The sequence below is a fragment of the Streptococcus sp. FDAARGOS_256 genome (genome assembly GCF_002289235.2).
Classification (GTDB): Bacteria; Bacillota; Bacilli; order Lactobacillales; family Streptococcaceae; genus Streptococcus.
In genome coordinates, this window is sequence record NZ_NTGM02000001.1 from 1,179,130 (window position 1) to 1,195,559 (window position 16,430).

Consider the following 16,430-nt stretch of genomic DNA (forward strand, 5'->3'; position numbering starts at 1 on the left):
TTAGTTTCCTAACAAAGCATCCAAGCTTGCTTGGTCTTCAACGTTAGCTAGCTGAGCTGTTTTATCGATTTTTTTGACAAAGCCTGATAGGACCTTACCAGGACCAATTTCAATAAAGTTGGTTACCCCAGCATCCTGCATCACAGCAATACTTTCATAAAAACGAACAGGTTCTTTGACCTGACGCGTCAAAAGCTCTTGGATTCGATCTTTTTCCATAACAGCAGCTTCCGTATTGCCGACTAGTGGGCAAGTAAAATCAGAGAAACTCACTCCCTCAAGAGCTCCAGCTAGTTGCTGACTGGCTGGCTCAAGAAGGGCTGTATGGAAAGGACCCGATACATTTAAAGGAATCAATCGTTTTGCTCCTGCTTCCTGCAAGAGTTCAACTGCGCGGTCAACCGCAGCCACCTCGCCACCGATAACGATTTGGCTTGGGGTGTTGTAGTTAGCTGGAGTCACTACTCCAACTTTAGAGGCTGTTTCACAAGCTTCCTCAATCACTTCAACTGGAGTATTGAGAACCGCAACCATCTTCCCAGAGCCTGCAGGTGCAGCCTCTTCCATATAAGCACCGCGCTTAGCAACCAAGGCAACTGCATCCTCAAAGTCCAAGGCCCCACTTGCTACAAGAGCAGAATATTCCCCAAGAGACAATCCTGCTACCATATCCGGCTGGTATCCCTTTTCTTTTAATAGTCGGTAAATAGCAACCGAAGTCGCTAAAATAGCTGGTTGCGTATAGCGAGTCTGGTTTAACTTGGTTTCTTCCTTATCGATCAAGTCACGAAGGTCATAACCCAAAACCTGACTGGCTTGGTCAATTGTTTCCTTGACGATAGGGTAGCGATCATAGAGTTCACGCCCCATTCCTAGATACTGAGCACCTTGACCCGCAAATAGAAAGGCTGTTTTAGTCATTTCTTACAACTCCTGCCCAACGAGAGGCTTCTTCTTGAATTTTTTTGGCTGCGCCATAGTATAAATCTTTTAGGATTTCTTCAACAGTTTCCTCTTTAGAAACCAAACCAGCGATCTGACCTGCCATGACAGATCCACCTTCTACATCTCCATGAACAACGGCTTTAGCAAGAGCACCAGCTCCCATTTGTTCAAAGATTTCTAAATCTGGATTTTCTTGTTTAAAGGCATCTTTTTCAGCCTGCTCAAAGTCACGTGTTAACTGATTTTTAATGGCACGAACAGCATGACCAAAGTGTTGAGCTGAAATAGTCGTATCGATGTCACGCGCTTTTAAGATTTTTTCCTTGTATTTTGGATGGGCGTTAGATTCCTTAGCTACCACGAAACGCGTACCAACTTGAACGGCCTCAGCACCAAGCATAAAGCCTGCAGCGACACCTTCACCATCCGCAATTCCTCCAGCTGCGATAACTGGAATTGAAACAGCTGCAGCAACTTGGCGAACCAAGGTCATCGTCGTTAATTTACCAATATGTCCACCGGCTTCCATTCCTTCTGCAATAACTGCATCTGCACCAATTTTTTCCATGCGTTTTGCCAAAGCAACACTTGGAACAACGGGAATAACTGTAATTCCTGCATCATGGAAACGAGTCATGTATTTACTTGGATTTCCTGCACCAGTTGTCACCACCTTGACCCCTTCTTCAATCACGAGATCAACGATGTCTTCTACAAAAGGTGACAAGAGCATGATGTTGACACCAAAAGGTTTGTCCGTAAGTGATTTGATTTTATCGATATTAGCCTTTACGACCTCTTTAGGTGCATTCCCACCACCGATGATCCCTAGACCACCAGCTTTTGATACTGCACCAGCCAAGTCACCATCCGCAACCCAGGCCATTCCTCCTTGAAAAATAGGATAATCAATGTTCAATAATTCTGTAATACGTGTTTTCATAGTGCCTCCATCATTCCTTGCTTACGTAATAGTTCGATGAGTTTATCATTTGAGTTTCAAACTATTACCTAAACAAGAGGGAGTGGGTTTCCCCTACTCCTTCTAGTAATATGTTAATTATTTTGTTTGCTCTTCAACGTAGGCAACCAAGTCACCAACTGTTTTCAAGTTATCTTCTGCTTCGATTTGGATATCGAAAGCATCTTCGATTTCAGAGATTACTTGGAACAAGTCCAATGAATCTGCATCCAAATCATCAAAAGTAGATTCAAGTGTTACTTCTGATGCGTCTTTCCCAAGTTCTTCAACGATAATTTCTTGTACTTTTTCAAATACTGCCATGATAGGACTCCTTTAAAATATAAAAAATTTATAACTATGTGTTTACCACATGATTACCTAGATTGTAAGAATGAGTGTGCCCCATGTCAAACCTCCACCGAAGCCTGATAGGAGAATCGTCTGGCTACCATCTAAACGAATCATGCCATTCTCCACACACTCTGAGAGCAAAATCGGGATACTTGCTGCACTGGTATTTCCATACTCCATCATATTGGCAGGAAGCTTGTCTCGATCTACACCAATCTTCTTAGCCATCTTATCCAAAATGCGGATATTTGCCTGATGAAGCAAGAGATAATCCAATTCCGATGCTGCGATTGGACCATTTTCAATGGTTTCTTTGATCGATCTAGCAACATCACGATTTGCAAAATCAAAAACTGCTCGTCCATCCATCTTCAAAAAAGCAGGAACTGCTTCTTGATCCGAGAAAGGAGAAGCCAAAGCCGTTTGACCATAGGTCAAACACTCGCTCCGAGAGCCATCCGTATAGAGACTTTCCACAAGGAAGTGACGTGTTTCGCTCGCTTCCAAGAGAACCCCTCCAGCACCATCCCCAAAGAGAACAGCTGTCGAACGATCTGACCAATCAACTGCTTTGGATAAGGTTTCAGCCCCGATAACAATCCCTTTTTTGAACTGTCCAGAACTTAAAAACTTTTCTGCAGTTGAGAGAGCGAATACAAAGCCACTGCAAGCTGCTGTCAGATCAAAGGCGAAAGCTCTATGCGCTCCGATATTTGCCTGAACTCGAGCTGCTGTGGAAGGCATCATCGAGTCTGGGGTAATCGTCGCTACAATGATAAAATCAATCTGATCCGCTGTTAAGCTCCCGTTAGCCAACAAGCTCTTAGCTACTTCTGTCGCCAAGTCACTTGTAGACTCTGTTTTTGAAATATGTCTCTGTTTAATTCCTGTCCGACTTGAAATCCACTCATCGCTTGTGTCCATGATTTGGGCTAAGTCATGATTAGTGACCACTTGCTCTGGAACATAATGAGCAACCTGGCTTATCTTTGCAAAAGCCATTATTTCAAATCCTCCAAAAATTGATAAAGGTTCGTTAAGCCTCTGCCCATGACTTCTTTTTCCTCAGGGCTCATGCCATCGATGATTTTTTCGACCATAGCCTTGTGGAATCGTTTATGAAGGCGGTGAACCAAACGACCTTTCTTTGTCAAATGCAGATAGACCACTCGACGGTCTTGGTCAGAACGAATACGCTCAATATAACCTTTTCTCTCCAGGTTATTCAAACTCGTCGTCACTGTTCCAAGAGTTACCATCAGTTCTTTTGAAACCTTACTTGGCGTTGCCTCCGGGAACTTCCCAATCACATCGATCGTGTGCATTTCTTTGATGGAGATGTCTTTGAATCGACTACCTCGTAAGCTAACCTCCTCAATCACAAGGACGTTATTAAAAATAGATGTTAGATAATCATTTACTTGTTGGTAGTCCAAATCGTTTCCCTCCCCCTCAAAAAGCTTTTACAATCAAAACATTTGATAAAAGAAGTATAACAAACTTCAAAAAATTGTGCAAGTATTTTTTCACATTCCTGTAAATTTTGGTCTTCTTCTTTCAGAATGCGCTCGAACCCCTTCTTTGAAATCTTCAGTTAGAGATAACGATTCTTGTAGTTTCAATTCTAATTCAGCATAATTCTGCCAATCCTTGAATTGACTTTCCCAAACTAACTTTTTAATCGCTGCGTATGAGTTTGCTGAACCTCTTCTTAATTTTTTCAGAACTTGTTCTCTTGTTTTTTCTAATTTGTCAACTTCACAAACACGGTATACCACGCCCCATTCTAGCGCTTTTTCAGCAGTTAAGGCTTCACCTGTCATAGCAAGTTGTGCAGCCCGTGTTACCCCGATGCTACGACTCAAGAGATGAATCCCACCAGCGTCTGGCGCCAATCCAACTCCGACAAAGGCTTGAATGAATTTTGCCTTGTCAGTCGCCAAACAGAAATCAACTGCTACTGCCATATTTGCTGCAGCACCAGCAACCGCTCCATCTACCTCCATCAAAACAGGTTTAGGAATTTGCTTGATTTTAAAAGAAATTGTATTGACTAATTCTGCAATCTTATTCAAAGAAGGGATATCATCTTCGTCTACTGCGCGTTTCATCTCAACCAAGTCTCCTCCAACTGAAAAGACCTTCCCATTCGCATTAATCAAGATGAACTGCACAGCTTGATCCTGCTCCGCTAGAGTCAAAGCTTCTAAAATTTCCTCACACATTGGGATATGGAAACCATTTGCCACTTCGGGACGATTCAAAGTGATGATAGCAAGATCATCTACGATCTGATATAAGATATGATTCATAGCTTCTCCTTTTCTTTTATAAGGCAATGAAATTGTTTTATCATCAAAGTATACCTTTTTTTGGATAAAGAGGCAAGGAAAAACTAAAGGAAAGTGTCTCAGCTGATTATTTACCCATCATTTATGAGTCTGAGTAAAATTTGACCCTCTTACTTTTAAACTGTTATCGCTTTTCAGAATAAGTTAGTGTTTTCTTCTATTATAATAGGAAGTTATTTTCTTCATTGAAAAATGCCCCTCTTTCTGCTATAATCGTATAAAATACTTACTTGAGGAGTCCTTATGAAGGTTGTAAAATTTGGTGGAAGCTCGCTTGCCTCTGCTGGTCAGTTAGAAAAAGTTTTAAACATCGTTAAAAGTGATAAAGAACGCCGTTTTGTAGTCGTTTCTGCACCCGGTAAACGCAATGCTGAAGATACCAAGGTAACTGATGCCTTGATCAAATACTATCGCGACTATGTGGCTGGAAATGACATCAGTGCTAGCCAAAGCTGGATCATTGACCGTTATGCCGCTATGGTTAGTGAACTTGGGTTAAAACCTGCTGTTTTAGAAAAAATCTCTAAAAGTATTCGGGCCTTGGCAACTCTTCCTATAGAGGACAATGAATTTCTCTATGATACCTTCCTAGCGGCTGGAGAAAATAACAATGCCAAATTGATTGCAGCCTACTTTAACCAAAACGGTATCGATGCACGCTATGTTCACCCAAGAGAAGCTGGAATTGTTGTCACAAGTGAACCTGGAAACGCACGTATCATTCCATCTAGTTATGACAAGATTGAAGGCTTGGCTGATAGCACCGAAGTCCTTGTCATCCCTGGTTTCTTTGGTGTGACTAAGGAAAATCAAATCTGTACTTTTTCACGTGGAGGTTCAGATATCACAGGTTCTATCATTGCAGCAGGTGTTAAGGCTGATCTCTATGAGAACTTTACAGACGTAGATGGTATCTTTGCTGCCCATCCTGGTATTATCCACCAACCACACTCCATTCCTGAATTAACCTACCGTGAAATGCGTGAGTTGGCTTACGCTGGATTTTCAGTTCTTCATGACGAAGCTCTTCTACCCGCTTACCGCGGAAAAATTCCTCTTGTCATCAAGAATACCAACAACCCTGACCACCCAGGAACACGCATTGTTTTAGAACATAGTAGTGATAAATTCCCTGTAGTAGGAATTGCGGGTGACTCAGGATTCGTCAGCATCAACATGTCAAAATACCTCATGAACCGCGAAGTCGGGTTTGGTCGCAAGGTTCTTCAAATCCTTGAGGACCTCAATATCGGTTGGGAACACATGCCTACAGGTATTGACGATCTTTCAATCATCCTCCGCTCTCGTGAATTAACTCCTATCAAAGAAGAAGAAATTCTACGTCAACTCGTTCAAAAGGCTGAAGTGGACCATGCTGAAATCGAACATGACCTTTCCATCATTATGATTGTCGGAGAAAAGATGAAGAGCCATATCGGGGTAACTGCTACTGCAACACGTGCTTTGTCTGAGAATAAAATCAACATCCAGATGATGTCCCAAGGTTCAAGTGAAGTTTCCATCATGTTTGTTGTCAATAAAGAGCAAGAAAAAGCAGCTATCAAGGCTCTCTATCATGCCTTTTTCGGTGAAAGTAAGGAAGACTAATCATGGCCCAATCACTCAATCAAGTCATTGACCTCCAAACCACTGGGACATCTTACCTCTCTATCTCTGGAAAAGTTGGAAAATTTTTAATCGGGGATCAAGCCTTAGAGTTTTATCCTGATGTCAATGTCGAACAATATATTCAAATCCCCTGGTCCAGCATTCAGCAAATCGGAGCCAACGTAAGTGGTCGCAAGATCAGCCGCCACTTTGAAGTCTTCACTGATCAAGGAAAATTCCTTTTTGCTTCAAAAGACTCTGGAGCTATCCTCAAAATCGCTCGTGAAAAATTAGGAAACGAAAAGGTTGTGAAACTTCCGACTCTACTCCAGACCATTGGACAAAAACTTAAAAATCTATTTGCAAAAAAGTAGAAACTTTAGTATAATCATAGCAACGGATAAGTAAGTTATCTCCTTCTTTCAGAAAGTCTGCGGGTGCTGCGAGCAGATAGGAGGGATAGGTGAAATTCTACCGTTGTTCACAATTACATATATAATCAAGTGCACACCTGTGAAGTTGGATGGAACCGTGGCCCTGCCACTCCAACGCTTTGTCAGGTGTGCTTTTTTCATAAAGGAGTTCTTATGTTAGATATTAAACGTATTCGCACAGATTTTGATGCTGTCGCTGAAAAATTAGCTACACGTGGTGTAGATGCTGCTATCTTAAATGAGATGAAAGAAATCGATGCTAAACGTCGTGACGTCTTGGTCAAGGTTGAAACTCTAAAAGCAGAACGTAACACAGTTTCTGCTGAGATTGCCCAAGCCAAGCGCAACAAGGAAAATGCCGATGACAAGATTGCTGCAATGCAAACCCTATCTGCTGAAGTCAAAGCCTTGGATGCTGAATTGGCAGAAATCGATGCTAAATTAACAGAATTTACCACTACTCTTCCAAACATCCCAGCTGACAGTGTTCCTGTTGGGGCTGATGAAGATGACAATGTGGAAGTCCGCCGTTGGGGTAGCCCACGCGAGTTTGACTTCGAACCAAAAGCTCACTGGGATCTTGGTGAAGACTTGGGTATCCTTGACTGGGAACGCGGTGGTAAGGTAACGGGCGCTCGTTTCCTCTTCTATAAAGGACTTGGGGCTCGTTTGGAACGGGCTATCTACAACTTCATGTTGGATGAGCATGGTAAAGAGGGCTATACCGAAGTCATCACACCATACATGGTTAACCATGACTCAATGTTTGGTACTGGTCAATATCCAAAATTCAAGGAAGACACTTTTGAATTGAAAGACACTAATTATGTCCTCATTCCTACAGCTGAAGTGCCTCTTACAAACTACTACCGTGATGAAATCCTTGACGGTAAAGACCTACCAATCTACTTCACTGCTATGAGTCCTTCATTTCGTTCTGAGGCTGGTTCAGCTGGTCGTGATACACGCGGCTTGATTCGTCTGCACCAATTCCACAAGGTTGAAATGGTCAAATTTACCAAACCAGAAGAATCTTATGAAGAATTAGAAAAAATGACAGCCAACGCTGAAAATATTCTTCAAAAACTCAACCTTCCATACCGTGTCGTTGCCCTCTCTACTGGGGACATGGGCTTCTCAGCTGCTAAGACTTACGACTTGGAAGTTTGGATTCCAGCCCAAAATACCTATCGTGAAATCTCAAGCTGTTCAAATACAGAAGATTTCCAAGCCCGTCGTGCCCAAATCCGTTACCGTGATGAAGCAGATGGCAAGGTGAAACTCCTTCACACTTTGAATGGTTCTGGACTTGCAGTTGGACGTACAGTGGCTGCCATTCTTGAAAACTACCAAAACGCAGATGGTTCTGTAACCATTCCAGAAGCTCTTCGTCCATATATGGGTGGAGCTGAAGTTATCAAACCATAAAAAAAGGCCTAGCTATTTCTAGCTAGACCTTTTTTCGTAACCAAATCAGATAACCAACCAAGACAAAGAATAAAATAGTGAGGCAAATAACGGTTTCAGCCAATACCAGATAATCCAGAAATGGAAGTTTCAAAATTCCCTGAGCCATCTTGAGCGAGGTAGCTGTGATAATGGTTGGGAAGGTGAGGGCTGAGAAGGCTGGTTGAAAGCCTTGTTTTAAAATATTGGGCAGACGAGTCAACACAAAGAAAAAGAAGGACTGAGATGCCAAAATCATGACAATCAAGAGCCAAGTCGGTAGGCCTGCTCCTCCAACTCGAACTAGAGAAGCTAAGAGTAGGGAAAAGGGAGCACAGTAGATTCCTTCCTGTCCAAGCAAGGCCACTGGGAGTGGATGTTTCTTTAAATCGCTATAAATAAGGGGATAGAGATAGAAGGTCAAGACAAAACCAAAACTCAAGGTCGCATAGGCAATTTCAATGATTCCGACAAGAGGATAGGTCAAGGCTGCTACTGCTATCCCCACATAGAGTACCGTCCAGCTAGGAGTCGCATTGACCCTCCGACCTGGACAGGCAAATTTGATGGTAAAAGTAGCAATCAAAGCCAAATCCAAGAGAAATGAAAACCACCAGATCCCTTGTGCTACTATAGGAAGAGCAGGGAATACGCGAAAGACATAGGTCGATAAAATCATCCCAGCCATAGGAAAAGTGGCCATCCCAGATAAAAGAGGGGGCCTGGTCAATTCTTTCTTGGTTTCTTCCCAATTAAAAAGATGAAGAATCAGAAAGAAAAGCCACAAAACTAATCCAGTCAGACTAAATAAATGCGACAGAACTGGCAAAGTATCTGCAATCAGATTTCCTGCACCTGCTAAACCTAATAAACAGCCAGAGAATACTAAGGGGAGCTTTTTCATCCTAGCCTCCAATAATCATGTTATTATTAGTATAGCATAAAAGCGCTTAAAATAGCATAGAAAAATGAAGACTGGATTGCTCAGCCTTCATTTTTTCTTTCTGATTCGAACTAGGCATAAGGTTGCAATTCTGGATTAATAGGCGTATTGGCTAGGTTGTTCGCATAGTTGCAAAGGCTAGCAAGACTAACACCGAGAACCACGTCCAAGGCATTTTGTTGCGTGTAGCCTGCTTCTAAAAATTCGCTAAGGGCTTCATCTCCTACACGCCCTTTGGTATTGATGACCGCCAAGGTAAACTTAGCTAGAGTATCTAGTTTTGGATCTGTTTCAATCGGAGTGCGGTTGCGAAGGGCTTGGAGAAGATCATCATTCATCTGGATTTGTTTGATTGAAAAGGCAGTATGTCCAGCCACGCAGAAAGCGCAACCATTGGTTACGGCTGCCGTGATTTGCACTACTTCACGCTCTACTGGTGTTAAGCTATTGCGACGGTTGATGGCTCCGACAGTTCGGTAGGCTTCAAGCGCGGTAGGAGCGTTGGCCAAGAGACCGATTAGGTTGGGAATATAGCCATTGTTGTCTTTTTGTACTGTTTCAAGAACTTCTTTCACTTCTGCTGGTGCTGATTCTACTGTGTGGATGGTAAATGTTGTCATAAGAAACCTCTTTTCATTTTATTGTCATTTAGTCTATCATAGAATTTTTCACTTGGATAATATATATTTCCAATAGCCTTGATAGGAAATGTCTATGAAATGAAAAAATCACACTAAAAGTGTGATTGGGTTAGTGTTTAAAATACTGTTTAGTCTCAGCAATGACGACTGGCGATAAGACTAAGAGGGCAATCAAGTTTGGTAAAGCCATCAAGGCATTGACGATATCTGCAATAATCCAGACCATATCCAACTCGATAAATCCTCCCAACAAGACCATGACTACAAAGACTACACGGTAAAGCCAGATAAAACGAACACCAAAGAGAAACTCAAAACAGCGTTCTCCGTAGTAGTTCCATCCGAGAATCGTCGTAAAGGCAAAGAGTACAAGGAAAATGGTCAAGAGGGAAGGTCCAAAATATGAAAAAACTGTTGAAAAGGCTGACTGGGTCAAGGCAACCCCATTCAAATCACCACTCCAAACCCCAGTTACCAAGATTGTTAAACCAGTCAACGTACAGATAATGAGGGTATCAATAAAGGTTCCTGTCATGGAAATCAAGCCTTGCTCGACAGGCTCATTAGTCTTAGCTGCAGCCGCCGCAATGGGAGCAGAACCAAGACCAGATTCATTAGAAAAGACTCCTCGCGCCACACCATTCTGGATAGCCATCCGAATACTGGCACCTGCAAAACCACCTACCGCAGCCGCTGGACTAAAGGCTGAAGTAAAGATCAGTACAAGTGTGGCTGGGATTTTCTCGATATTAAAGAGAATAACTGTAAGAGTTCCTAAAATATAGACAATAGCCATAAAAGGAACCACTGCTGTCGAAACTTTTGATATGGATTTGAGGCCACCAAAGACGGCAATCCCTACAAAAATGGATAAAATCAGAGCTGTGATAGCTGGATTAATTTGAGCTGTATTTTGGATAGATTCTGTAATTGAATTGACTTGGGTAAAGGTACCAATCCCTAGAAGGGCTACCAATACACCCGCTAGGGCAAAGAAGATAGCAAGTGGACGCCACTTTTCTCCCATCCCCAAAAGGATGTAATGCATGGGTCCTCCAGCTACAGCTCCATTTGCATCCTTAGTACGGTATTTGATGGCCAGCAAGCCTTCGGCATATTTGGTCGCCATCCCAAAGAAGGCCGCCATCCACATCCAAAAGAGGGCCCCTGGTCCTCCAACCTTAATGGCTGTCGCTACCCCGATGATATTTCCCGTACCAACTGTGGCTGCTAGAGCCGTACAGAGAGCAGCAAAGCTCGACACATCGCCGTGCCCCTTGTCCTTGGTAAAGATCAACTGAAAGGCCTTAGGGAGACGAGTAACCTGCAAAAGGCCCAGTCGGATGGTCAAATAGATACCCGTTCCGACCAATAAGATCAAGAGGGGAGGCCCCCAAACGAAAGCATCAAGCGCTTTTAGCAATTCTAACATATCCTTCTCCTATCTTTCAACCCCAAAAGAAAGAGCACATGCAAGATACATGTACTCTGGAATGCTTAGATAAATGCCAAAAAGCGGTCTATCCTAGCTCTGTCCTTTTACCTGAGAGTTTGAGCAGTTGCCTGCCTTGCCCCTTCGGTGCCTTTACGGTCTCTCCAGAGTTCCGTCCATTTACAGTCATGGAAAACAAACCTTTCTCCACTTCTATTAAACTTCATTCGGTGTTGGTATTTTATTTTTTATTATTCTACAAGAAAAGTTAGCCATTGTCAATATATTCTATGAAAATTTTTGACCTTTCATTCCCTTTTTCAGAAAGAGCGAATCCTTCTTCTCTCTATCCTTTAAAGGTCACAATGGTTGCGCCACTACCGCCAGCATTTTGTGGAGCATAGCCGAAAGTTTTAACATGCTTGTTTCTTTGTAGGTATTTGGTGACACCCTCACGGATGACTCCCGTTCCGATACCATGGATGATGTCGACTTGCGCCATGTTATTGAGCAGAGCTTGGTCGATAAAGGCATCTAGCTCATTCATGGCCTCTTCGTACCGTTTGCCTCGGAGATCCAGTCTCGCTTGCGGACCACGACCAGAAGCACGTTTGACGACATTGACTTGTTTTTTCTTGACTGGGGCTTCTTGTTGGGCCTGAACAAGGTCAAATTCTTTCTCTTTCAAGGTCATCTTGATCAAGCCAACTTGGGCTTCCCAGCGGCCGTCCTTAAGCTGATCGGTCAAGGTTCCTCTTTGACCATAACTGAGAACCACGATATCATCTCCCACCTTCGGAGCTCGTTTTTTCTTGGCTTTTTGAAGGACCTTGTTTTTAGACAAGTCGACTTTTTCAGGGGCTAGTTTTTTCAGCTCAGCCTTGGCTTCAATGATTTCGTGGGGTTTGAGTTGAGACTTACTGTGGAGGTTTTTCAGGATTTGGTCACTCTCACTTAGCGCTAGTTCCACAATCTCTGCAGCTTGTTCACGCGCCTTGTTAAGCTCAGTTTCCTTTTCACGATTGAGCTCGTTGTAAAGTTTTTTGAGTGCTCGGTTCATCTTGAGGTTTTCTTGCTCCACCTCTCGGATATTGTCCAAGCGTTTGCGGCTTTCCAATGTCTGCTCTTCCAATTGCTCAATGATGCGGTTGACGTCATTATCTTGGTTGACCTGCTGACTGGCATCCCCGACGATGACATCTGACAGTCCTAGGCGTTTGGCAATTTCAAAGGCATTGCTTCGACCAGGAACGCCCTGCATAAAGCGATAGGTCGGACGCAGACTGGCTGTATCAAACTCCATGCTGGCATTTTGCACAAAGGCTGTCTCAATACCGTAGGCCTTGAGTTCTGGATAGTGGGTCGTCGCCATGGTCTTAACCTGACGTAGACGAAGATCCTCCAGAATAGCCATAGCAAGGGCGGCTCCCTCTTGAGGATCTGTACCAGCCCCCAACTCATCCAAGAGTAAGAGTGAATGTTGGTTGACCTTGCCAAGAATATCTACGATATTGGTCATGTGACTGGAGAAGGTAGACAAGCTTTGTTCGATAGACTGCTCATCCCCAATATCTGCGAAGATTTCCTCGAAAATACCGACACGGCTCCCCTTGTCAGCTAGAATGGGCAAGCCTGACTGGGCCATGAGTTGAGTCAAGCCCAGGGTTTTGAGCATGATGGTCTTCCCACCCGTATTGGGACCTGTAATGACAATGGCCGTTAATTCCTTACCAAAGTGTACATCGTTTGCGACAGCATTTTTGACCAAAGGATGGCGAACATGAAGGAGTTGAATCTCTTGGTTCTCTGAAAGTTGAGGAACGACTGCTTGTCTTTCTTGGATGAAACGCACCTTGGCACGAATCAGATCCAGATGGCCGATGATCCAAGCGTCATTAGCAATCTCAGAAGCATGAGGACGGACCCGTTCCGATAACTCCTGCAGGATACGAATCATCTCATAGCGCTCATCAGCTCGCAGACTAGCGATTTCTTCGCTCAGCTTGACGACCTCACGCGGCTCGATGTAGACCGTGTTTCCACTGGCAGAGATGTCATGAACAACACCTGCAATCTTATTGCGATAGGTGTTCTTGACTGGTAAGACTTGACGGCCATTTCTGCTAGCGATTATGCTTTCCGTCAACATCTGCGATTGTTGCTTGAGCAAGTCTTGCAAGACATCTCGAACTTGACTCTCGCTATCATGGATTTTTCGACGAATGCGTGCTAGTTCTTCGCTGGCAAAATTCTCGATAAATCCTGCATCATTTAGGGCTTGGAGACTCCCTTGCAAGTGTGGAAAATCATGTAGTTTTTCAAACCATCTCGCCAACTGCTCCAAGCGTACGTTTTCAAGATTGGTATAAAAACTTTGCAACTCTCTGCTAGCCAGCAAGACCCGTTTGAGGAGCAGGAACTCCTCAATATTGAGATCCGCCCCCATCTCCAGACGCTTGCAAACAGCTGATATCTCACGCGTCGCTAGGATGGTAAATTGAGGTTGCTCCACAAATAGGGCTTGCATTTCCTCCATCTCTGTAAAGGCTTGCTTGATCTTATCCACCTTGGCAGTTGGAACCAAGCCTTTTAGCTCCTCTAGTCCTTGTTCTGTCAAGAGATGCGGTTCAAACAAGGCTTTGATTTTATTAAATTCTAAGGTTTCTAGTATTTTTGTATTCATATTTTTTCCTTGTATGCTGGTTTACAAGATTATAGCAACTAAGGGTTTTGACTTAGTCGTCCAATCTGTAAACAAAGGGCTAGGAAAAATCCCGCCCTTTTTATCCGATTAAATTTGTCACCCAGAGTTGTTTGATAAGATTTGTCGTAAAAGGGACACTTTGGATGATGTGTTTGGCTACTATACTTTTTTCGAGTGAATTTTGAATGACTGCCAGAGGCACTGTTGCAAGAATGGTCAGAGCCATTTGCAAGACAAATAAGGTTACCAATAGAGATAAAAGGCCTGATCCGATACGCAACCATTTGACATCGAGCTTTTTAGTTGGAATCAAGTGCAGGAACAAACCGATAAAACGTCCGATAGTGTAGCAAATCCCAAAAACTAAAAGGTAGGCTAGACCCGCATAAAAGACCTTGTCTAGATGAAACAGCTGGTCTGAAGGGAAGAAAAAGGTTCCCTGTCCTTCCTGAGGATTGGCATAAGGGACAAGCAAGTGGAAGTGGTCGCCCAGTGATTTATAAAACTGTCCCGCAACAAAGGCTGAAATCACTGCAACGAGGAAATAATAAACTTGCAGCACCAAACCTCTACGGTAGCCGATGTAAAAGCCCCAAGCCAGAACCAATAAGAGTAGGATTGAAATCATAGGGAGTCCTCAATCTTGCTCTGTTCTTGTTTAACAGCAATCAACTTGTGGCGGAGTTCTAACAACTCTTGCTCCTTGTCATCAAATTCAATCTCACGGTTGAGTTGTGTAGACAGACAATTGACCGCCAAAAGAAGCGCAATGGTTTCATCATCCGCCCCAGGCATTTGTTCTTTAATTGCTTGGTATTTTTCAGTCGCAACCTTGGCAATTTCCTCCATAAAGAGGTTGTCATGCTCGGTTGTCAAGGTTAATGTCTTTTTCCCGAATGTAAACTTATATCGATTTAGATTTGCCATAAAATTCACCTCACGATATTATACCAAATTTCGCTAACTTTGTCAGTTTTTACCAATTCTCCTGCTTTTGTGGTACAATAGAGACTATGGCAAGTATCACACTCACACCAAGTGAACAGGAAATTCAGAGCTTTTTAAGTCAGTATCAGAAGGCTCTCAGTCCTAGTAAAAATCCTTATATCCGCTATTTTTTGCGCTTCCCTCAGGCAACAGTTTCCATCTATACTTCTGGAAAAGTTCTCCTGCAGGGCGAAGCTGCTGAGCAATACGCTAGTTTCTTTGGCTATCAAGTTGTAGAGGAAACCAGTGGACAAGATTTTCCTATGATTGGGACTGATGAGGTGGGAAATGGTTCCTACTTTGGTGGGTTGGCTGTCGTGGCTTCCTTCGTAACACCTGACCAGCACGACTTCTTGCGAAAACTCGGCGTGGGAGATTCCAAGACTCTGACAGACCAAAAGATTCGTCAGATTGCCCCTATCCTTAAAGAAAAGGTCCAGCACCAAGCGCTCCTTCTTTCACCGAGCAAGTACAACGAAGTTATTGGAGAGCGTTACAATGCTGTTTCTGTAAAGGTTGCCCTTCATAACCAGGCTATCTTTCTCCTGCTTCAAAAAGGAATCCAGCCAGAAAAAATCGTGATTGATGCTTTTACAAGCCCTAAAAACTATAATAAGTACTTGGCACAAGAAGCCAACCGTTTTCCAAACAAAATTAGCTTAGAAGAAAAAGCCGAGGGCAAATACCTAGCTGTTGCAGTTAGCTCTATCATCGCGCGGGATCTCTTCCTCGAAAACTTGGAAAATCTAGGACGAGAACTGGGCTATCAACTGCCAAGTGGCGCTGGAACTGCATCTGATAAGGTTGCTAGCAAAATCCTGCAGGCCTATGGCATGAAGGGACTTCATTTCTGTGCCAAATTGCATTTTAAAAACACTGAAAAAGCAAAAACACTTCTAGAAAGGTAAATTATGAATTCGTTTAAAACATTTCTAAAAGAATGGGGAGTTTTCTTCCTGATTATCGCACTGGTCGGTCTTAGCCGTATCTTTCTTTGGAGCAATGTCCGTGTAGAAGGACACTCGATGGACCCTACCCTAGCCGACGGAGAAGTTCTCTTCGTTGTTAAACATCTCCCAATTGACCGCTTCGACATCGTGGTTGCGCATGAGGAAGACGGAAATAAAGATATTGTCAAAAGGGTTATCGGCATGCCTGGTGATACCATCCGCTACGAAAATGACAAACTCTTTATCAACGGTGAAGAAACGAATGAACCTTACCTAGCTGAATACCTCAACTTGTTCAAAACAGAAAAGTTGCAAAACACCTATACTGGAAAAGGATTTGAAGGCAATAAGGGAGTTTACTTTAGAGAACTTGCTCAAAAGGCACAGGCCTTTACAGTCGATGTCAATTCCAATACCAGCTTCAGCTTTACTGTCCCTCAAGGTGAGTACCTTCTCCTTGGTGATGATCGTCTAGTCTCTAGCGACAGCCGCCACATTGGTACCTTCAAGGCCAGCGATATCAAAGGCGAAGCAAAATTCCGTTTCTGGCCACTTAACCGTATCGGAACTTTTTAAGATAAGGAAGAGGCCGAGAATGCTAAGTCTCAGTCTCTTTTTCTATTGCGAGAAGAAGGACTTTTAGTCTCCTAGCTTGTTGAAAGAAGCTAAGGGTC

The 16,430-nt window shown here is 43.3% G+C and carries 17 protein-coding genes and 1 riboswitch; of the genes, 5 read left to right on the forward strand and 12 right to left on the reverse strand.

Going from position 1 to position 16,430, the window contains the following annotated elements:
- The 6 genes from fabD to A6J84_RS06005 all read right to left on the reverse strand — a co-directional run bounded on the left by fabD (window position 1) and on the right by A6J84_RS06005 (window position 4,572).
- The gene (fabD, locus tag A6J84_RS05980) at window positions 1–921 is read right to left on the reverse strand and encodes an ACP S-malonyltransferase (RefSeq protein ID WP_095726239.1); all 921 of its coding nucleotides are present in this window, start codon (window positions 919–921) and stop codon (window positions 1–3) included.
- Complete coding sequence (gene fabK, locus A6J84_RS05985; RefSeq protein ID WP_000857452.1) at window positions 914–1,888, reverse strand: enoyl-[acyl-carrier-protein] reductase FabK; 975 nt, start codon at window positions 1,886–1,888, stop codon at window positions 914–916. Before fabK ends, fabD begins: the two co-directional genes overlap by 8 nt.
- A 117-nt stretch (window positions 1,889–2,005) precedes the next feature.
- The gene (locus tag A6J84_RS05990; RefSeq protein ID WP_000257840.1) at window positions 2,006–2,230 is read right to left on the reverse strand and encodes an acyl carrier protein; all 225 of its coding nucleotides are present in this window, start codon (window positions 2,228–2,230) and stop codon (window positions 2,006–2,008) included.
- Window positions 2,231–2,287: 57 nt separating this feature from the next.
- A complete protein-coding gene (locus A6J84_RS05995; RefSeq protein ID WP_095726240.1) occupies window positions 2,288–3,262 on the reverse strand; it encodes a beta-ketoacyl-ACP synthase III in 975 nt (324 codons plus the stop codon).
- Window positions 3,262–3,696, reverse strand: a complete 435-nt coding sequence (locus A6J84_RS06000; protein ID WP_000386335.1) for a MarR family winged helix-turn-helix transcriptional regulator — start codon at window positions 3,694–3,696, stop codon at window positions 3,262–3,264. Before A6J84_RS06000 ends, A6J84_RS05995 begins: the two co-directional genes overlap by 1 nt.
- 90 nt (window positions 3,697–3,786) lie before the next feature.
- Window positions 3,787–4,572 carry an enoyl-CoA hydratase gene (locus A6J84_RS06005; protein ID WP_001015588.1) on the reverse strand — a complete coding sequence of 262 codons (786 nt, stop codon included), beginning with the start codon at window positions 4,570–4,572 and terminating at the stop codon, window positions 3,787–3,789.
- A gap of 282 nt (window positions 4,573–4,854) precedes the next feature.
- On the opposite strand from A6J84_RS06005, the gene A6J84_RS06010 reads away from it, so the two are divergent.
- From A6J84_RS06010 to serS, 3 genes are all read left to right on the forward strand, one after another.
- Window positions 4,855–6,219: an aspartate kinase gene (locus A6J84_RS06010; RefSeq protein ID WP_000869637.1), complete on the forward strand. Its 1,365-nt coding sequence runs from the start codon at window positions 4,855–4,857 to the stop codon at window positions 6,217–6,219.
- Window positions 6,220–6,221: 2 nt separating this feature from the next.
- Window positions 6,222–6,593, forward strand: coding sequence for a DUF956 family protein (locus tag A6J84_RS06015; RefSeq protein ID WP_000079376.1), 372 nt, complete (start codon window positions 6,222–6,224; stop codon window positions 6,591–6,593).
- 213 nt (window positions 6,594–6,806) lie between these two features.
- Window positions 6,807–8,081, forward strand: coding sequence for a serine--tRNA ligase (gene serS, locus A6J84_RS06020; RefSeq protein ID WP_095726241.1), 1,275 nt, complete (start codon window positions 6,807–6,809; stop codon window positions 8,079–8,081).
- Between the two features lie 22 nt (window positions 8,082–8,103).
- Here the strand turns inward: serS and A6J84_RS06025 are convergent, their stop codons facing one another.
- The 6 genes from A6J84_RS06025 to zapA all read right to left on the reverse strand — a co-directional run bounded on the left by A6J84_RS06025 (window position 8,104) and on the right by zapA (window position 14,746).
- Window positions 8,104–9,003, reverse strand: a complete 900-nt coding sequence (locus tag A6J84_RS06025; RefSeq protein WP_095726242.1) for a TDT family transporter — start codon at window positions 9,001–9,003, stop codon at window positions 8,104–8,106.
- 110 nt (window positions 9,004–9,113) lie between these two features.
- Window positions 9,114–9,662: a carboxymuconolactone decarboxylase family protein gene (locus A6J84_RS06030; protein WP_025171447.1), complete on the reverse strand. Its 549-nt coding sequence runs from the start codon at window positions 9,660–9,662 to the stop codon at window positions 9,114–9,116.
- A gap of 130 nt (window positions 9,663–9,792) precedes the next feature.
- Window positions 9,793–11,115: an alanine/glycine:cation symporter family protein gene (locus A6J84_RS06035; protein WP_070696633.1), complete on the reverse strand. Its 1,323-nt coding sequence runs from the start codon at window positions 11,113–11,115 to the stop codon at window positions 9,793–9,795.
- A gap of 89 nt (window positions 11,116–11,204) precedes the next feature.
- Window positions 11,205–11,293: riboswitch (glycine riboswitch) on the reverse strand.
- Between the two features lie 168 nt (window positions 11,294–11,461).
- Window positions 11,462–13,798, reverse strand: coding sequence for an endonuclease MutS2 (locus A6J84_RS06040; RefSeq protein WP_095726243.1), 2,337 nt, complete (start codon window positions 13,796–13,798; stop codon window positions 11,462–11,464).
- Between the two features lie 100 nt (window positions 13,799–13,898).
- Complete coding sequence (locus A6J84_RS06045) at window positions 13,899–14,447, reverse strand: CvpA family protein (protein WP_000623539.1); 549 nt, start codon at window positions 14,445–14,447, stop codon at window positions 13,899–13,901.
- Window positions 14,444–14,746, reverse strand: a complete 303-nt coding sequence (gene zapA, locus A6J84_RS06050; RefSeq protein WP_000002028.1) for a cell division protein ZapA — start codon at window positions 14,744–14,746, stop codon at window positions 14,444–14,446. The genes A6J84_RS06045 and zapA overlap by 4 nt, the downstream gene beginning before the upstream one ends.
- An 86-nt stretch (window positions 14,747–14,832) precedes the next feature.
- Here zapA and rnhC point away from each other — a divergent pair, with 86 nt between their 5' ends.
- A complete protein-coding gene (gene rnhC / locus A6J84_RS06055; RefSeq protein WP_095726244.1) occupies window positions 14,833–15,714 on the forward strand; it encodes a ribonuclease HIII in 882 nt (293 codons plus the stop codon).
- Window positions 15,715–15,717: 3 nt separating this feature from the next.
- The gene (gene lepB, locus A6J84_RS06060; RefSeq protein ID WP_095726245.1) at window positions 15,718–16,332 is read left to right on the forward strand and encodes a signal peptidase I; all 615 of its coding nucleotides are present in this window, start codon (window positions 15,718–15,720) and stop codon (window positions 16,330–16,332) included.
- Window positions 16,333–16,430: the final 98 nt, after the last annotated feature.

Excerpts from the sequence above, each read along its gene's own strand:
- fabD (WP_095726239.1), bottom strand. The coding sequence starts at position 921 with ATGACTAAAACAGCCTTTCTATTTGCGGGTCAAGGTGCTCAGTATCTA.
- fabK (WP_000857452.1), bottom strand. The coding sequence starts at position 1,888 with ATGAAAACACGTATTACAGAATTATTGAACATTGATTATCCTATTTTT.
- A6J84_RS05990 (WP_000257840.1), bottom strand. The coding sequence starts at position 2,230 with ATGGCAGTATTTGAAAAAGTACAAGAAATTATCGTTGAAGAACTTGGG.
- A6J84_RS05995 (WP_095726240.1), bottom strand. The coding sequence starts at position 3,262 with ATGGCTTTTGCAAAGATAAGCCAGGTTGCTCATTATGTTCCAGAGCAA.
- A6J84_RS06005 (WP_001015588.1), bottom strand. The coding sequence starts at position 4,572 with ATGAATCATATCTTATATCAGATCGTAGATGATCTTGCTATCATCACT.
- A6J84_RS06010 (WP_000869637.1), top strand. The coding sequence starts at position 4,855 with ATGAAGGTTGTAAAATTTGGTGGAAGCTCGCTTGCCTCTGCTGGTCAG.
- A6J84_RS06015 (WP_000079376.1), top strand. The coding sequence starts at position 6,222 with ATGGCCCAATCACTCAATCAAGTCATTGACCTCCAAACCACTGGGACA.
- serS (WP_095726241.1), top strand. The coding sequence starts at position 6,807 with ATGTTAGATATTAAACGTATTCGCACAGATTTTGATGCTGTCGCTGAA.
- A6J84_RS06025 (WP_095726242.1), bottom strand. The coding sequence starts at position 9,003 with ATGAAAAAGCTCCCCTTAGTATTCTCTGGCTGTTTATTAGGTTTAGCA.
- A6J84_RS06030 (WP_025171447.1), bottom strand. The coding sequence starts at position 9,662 with ATGACAACATTTACCATCCACACAGTAGAATCAGCACCAGCAGAAGTG.
- A6J84_RS06035 (WP_070696633.1), bottom strand. The coding sequence starts at position 11,115 with ATGTTAGAATTGCTAAAAGCGCTTGATGCTTTCGTTTGGGGGCCTCCC.
- A6J84_RS06040 (WP_095726243.1), bottom strand. The coding sequence starts at position 13,798 with ATGAATACAAAAATACTAGAAACCTTAGAATTTAATAAAATCAAAGCC.
- A6J84_RS06045 (WP_000623539.1), bottom strand. The coding sequence starts at position 14,447 with ATGATTTCAATCCTACTCTTATTGGTTCTGGCTTGGGGCTTTTACATC.
- zapA (WP_000002028.1), bottom strand. The coding sequence starts at position 14,746 with ATGGCAAATCTAAATCGATATAAGTTTACATTCGGGAAAAAGACATTA.
- rnhC (WP_095726244.1), top strand. The coding sequence starts at position 14,833 with ATGGCAAGTATCACACTCACACCAAGTGAACAGGAAATTCAGAGCTTT.
- lepB (WP_095726245.1), top strand. The coding sequence starts at position 15,718 with ATGAATTCGTTTAAAACATTTCTAAAAGAATGGGGAGTTTTCTTCCTG.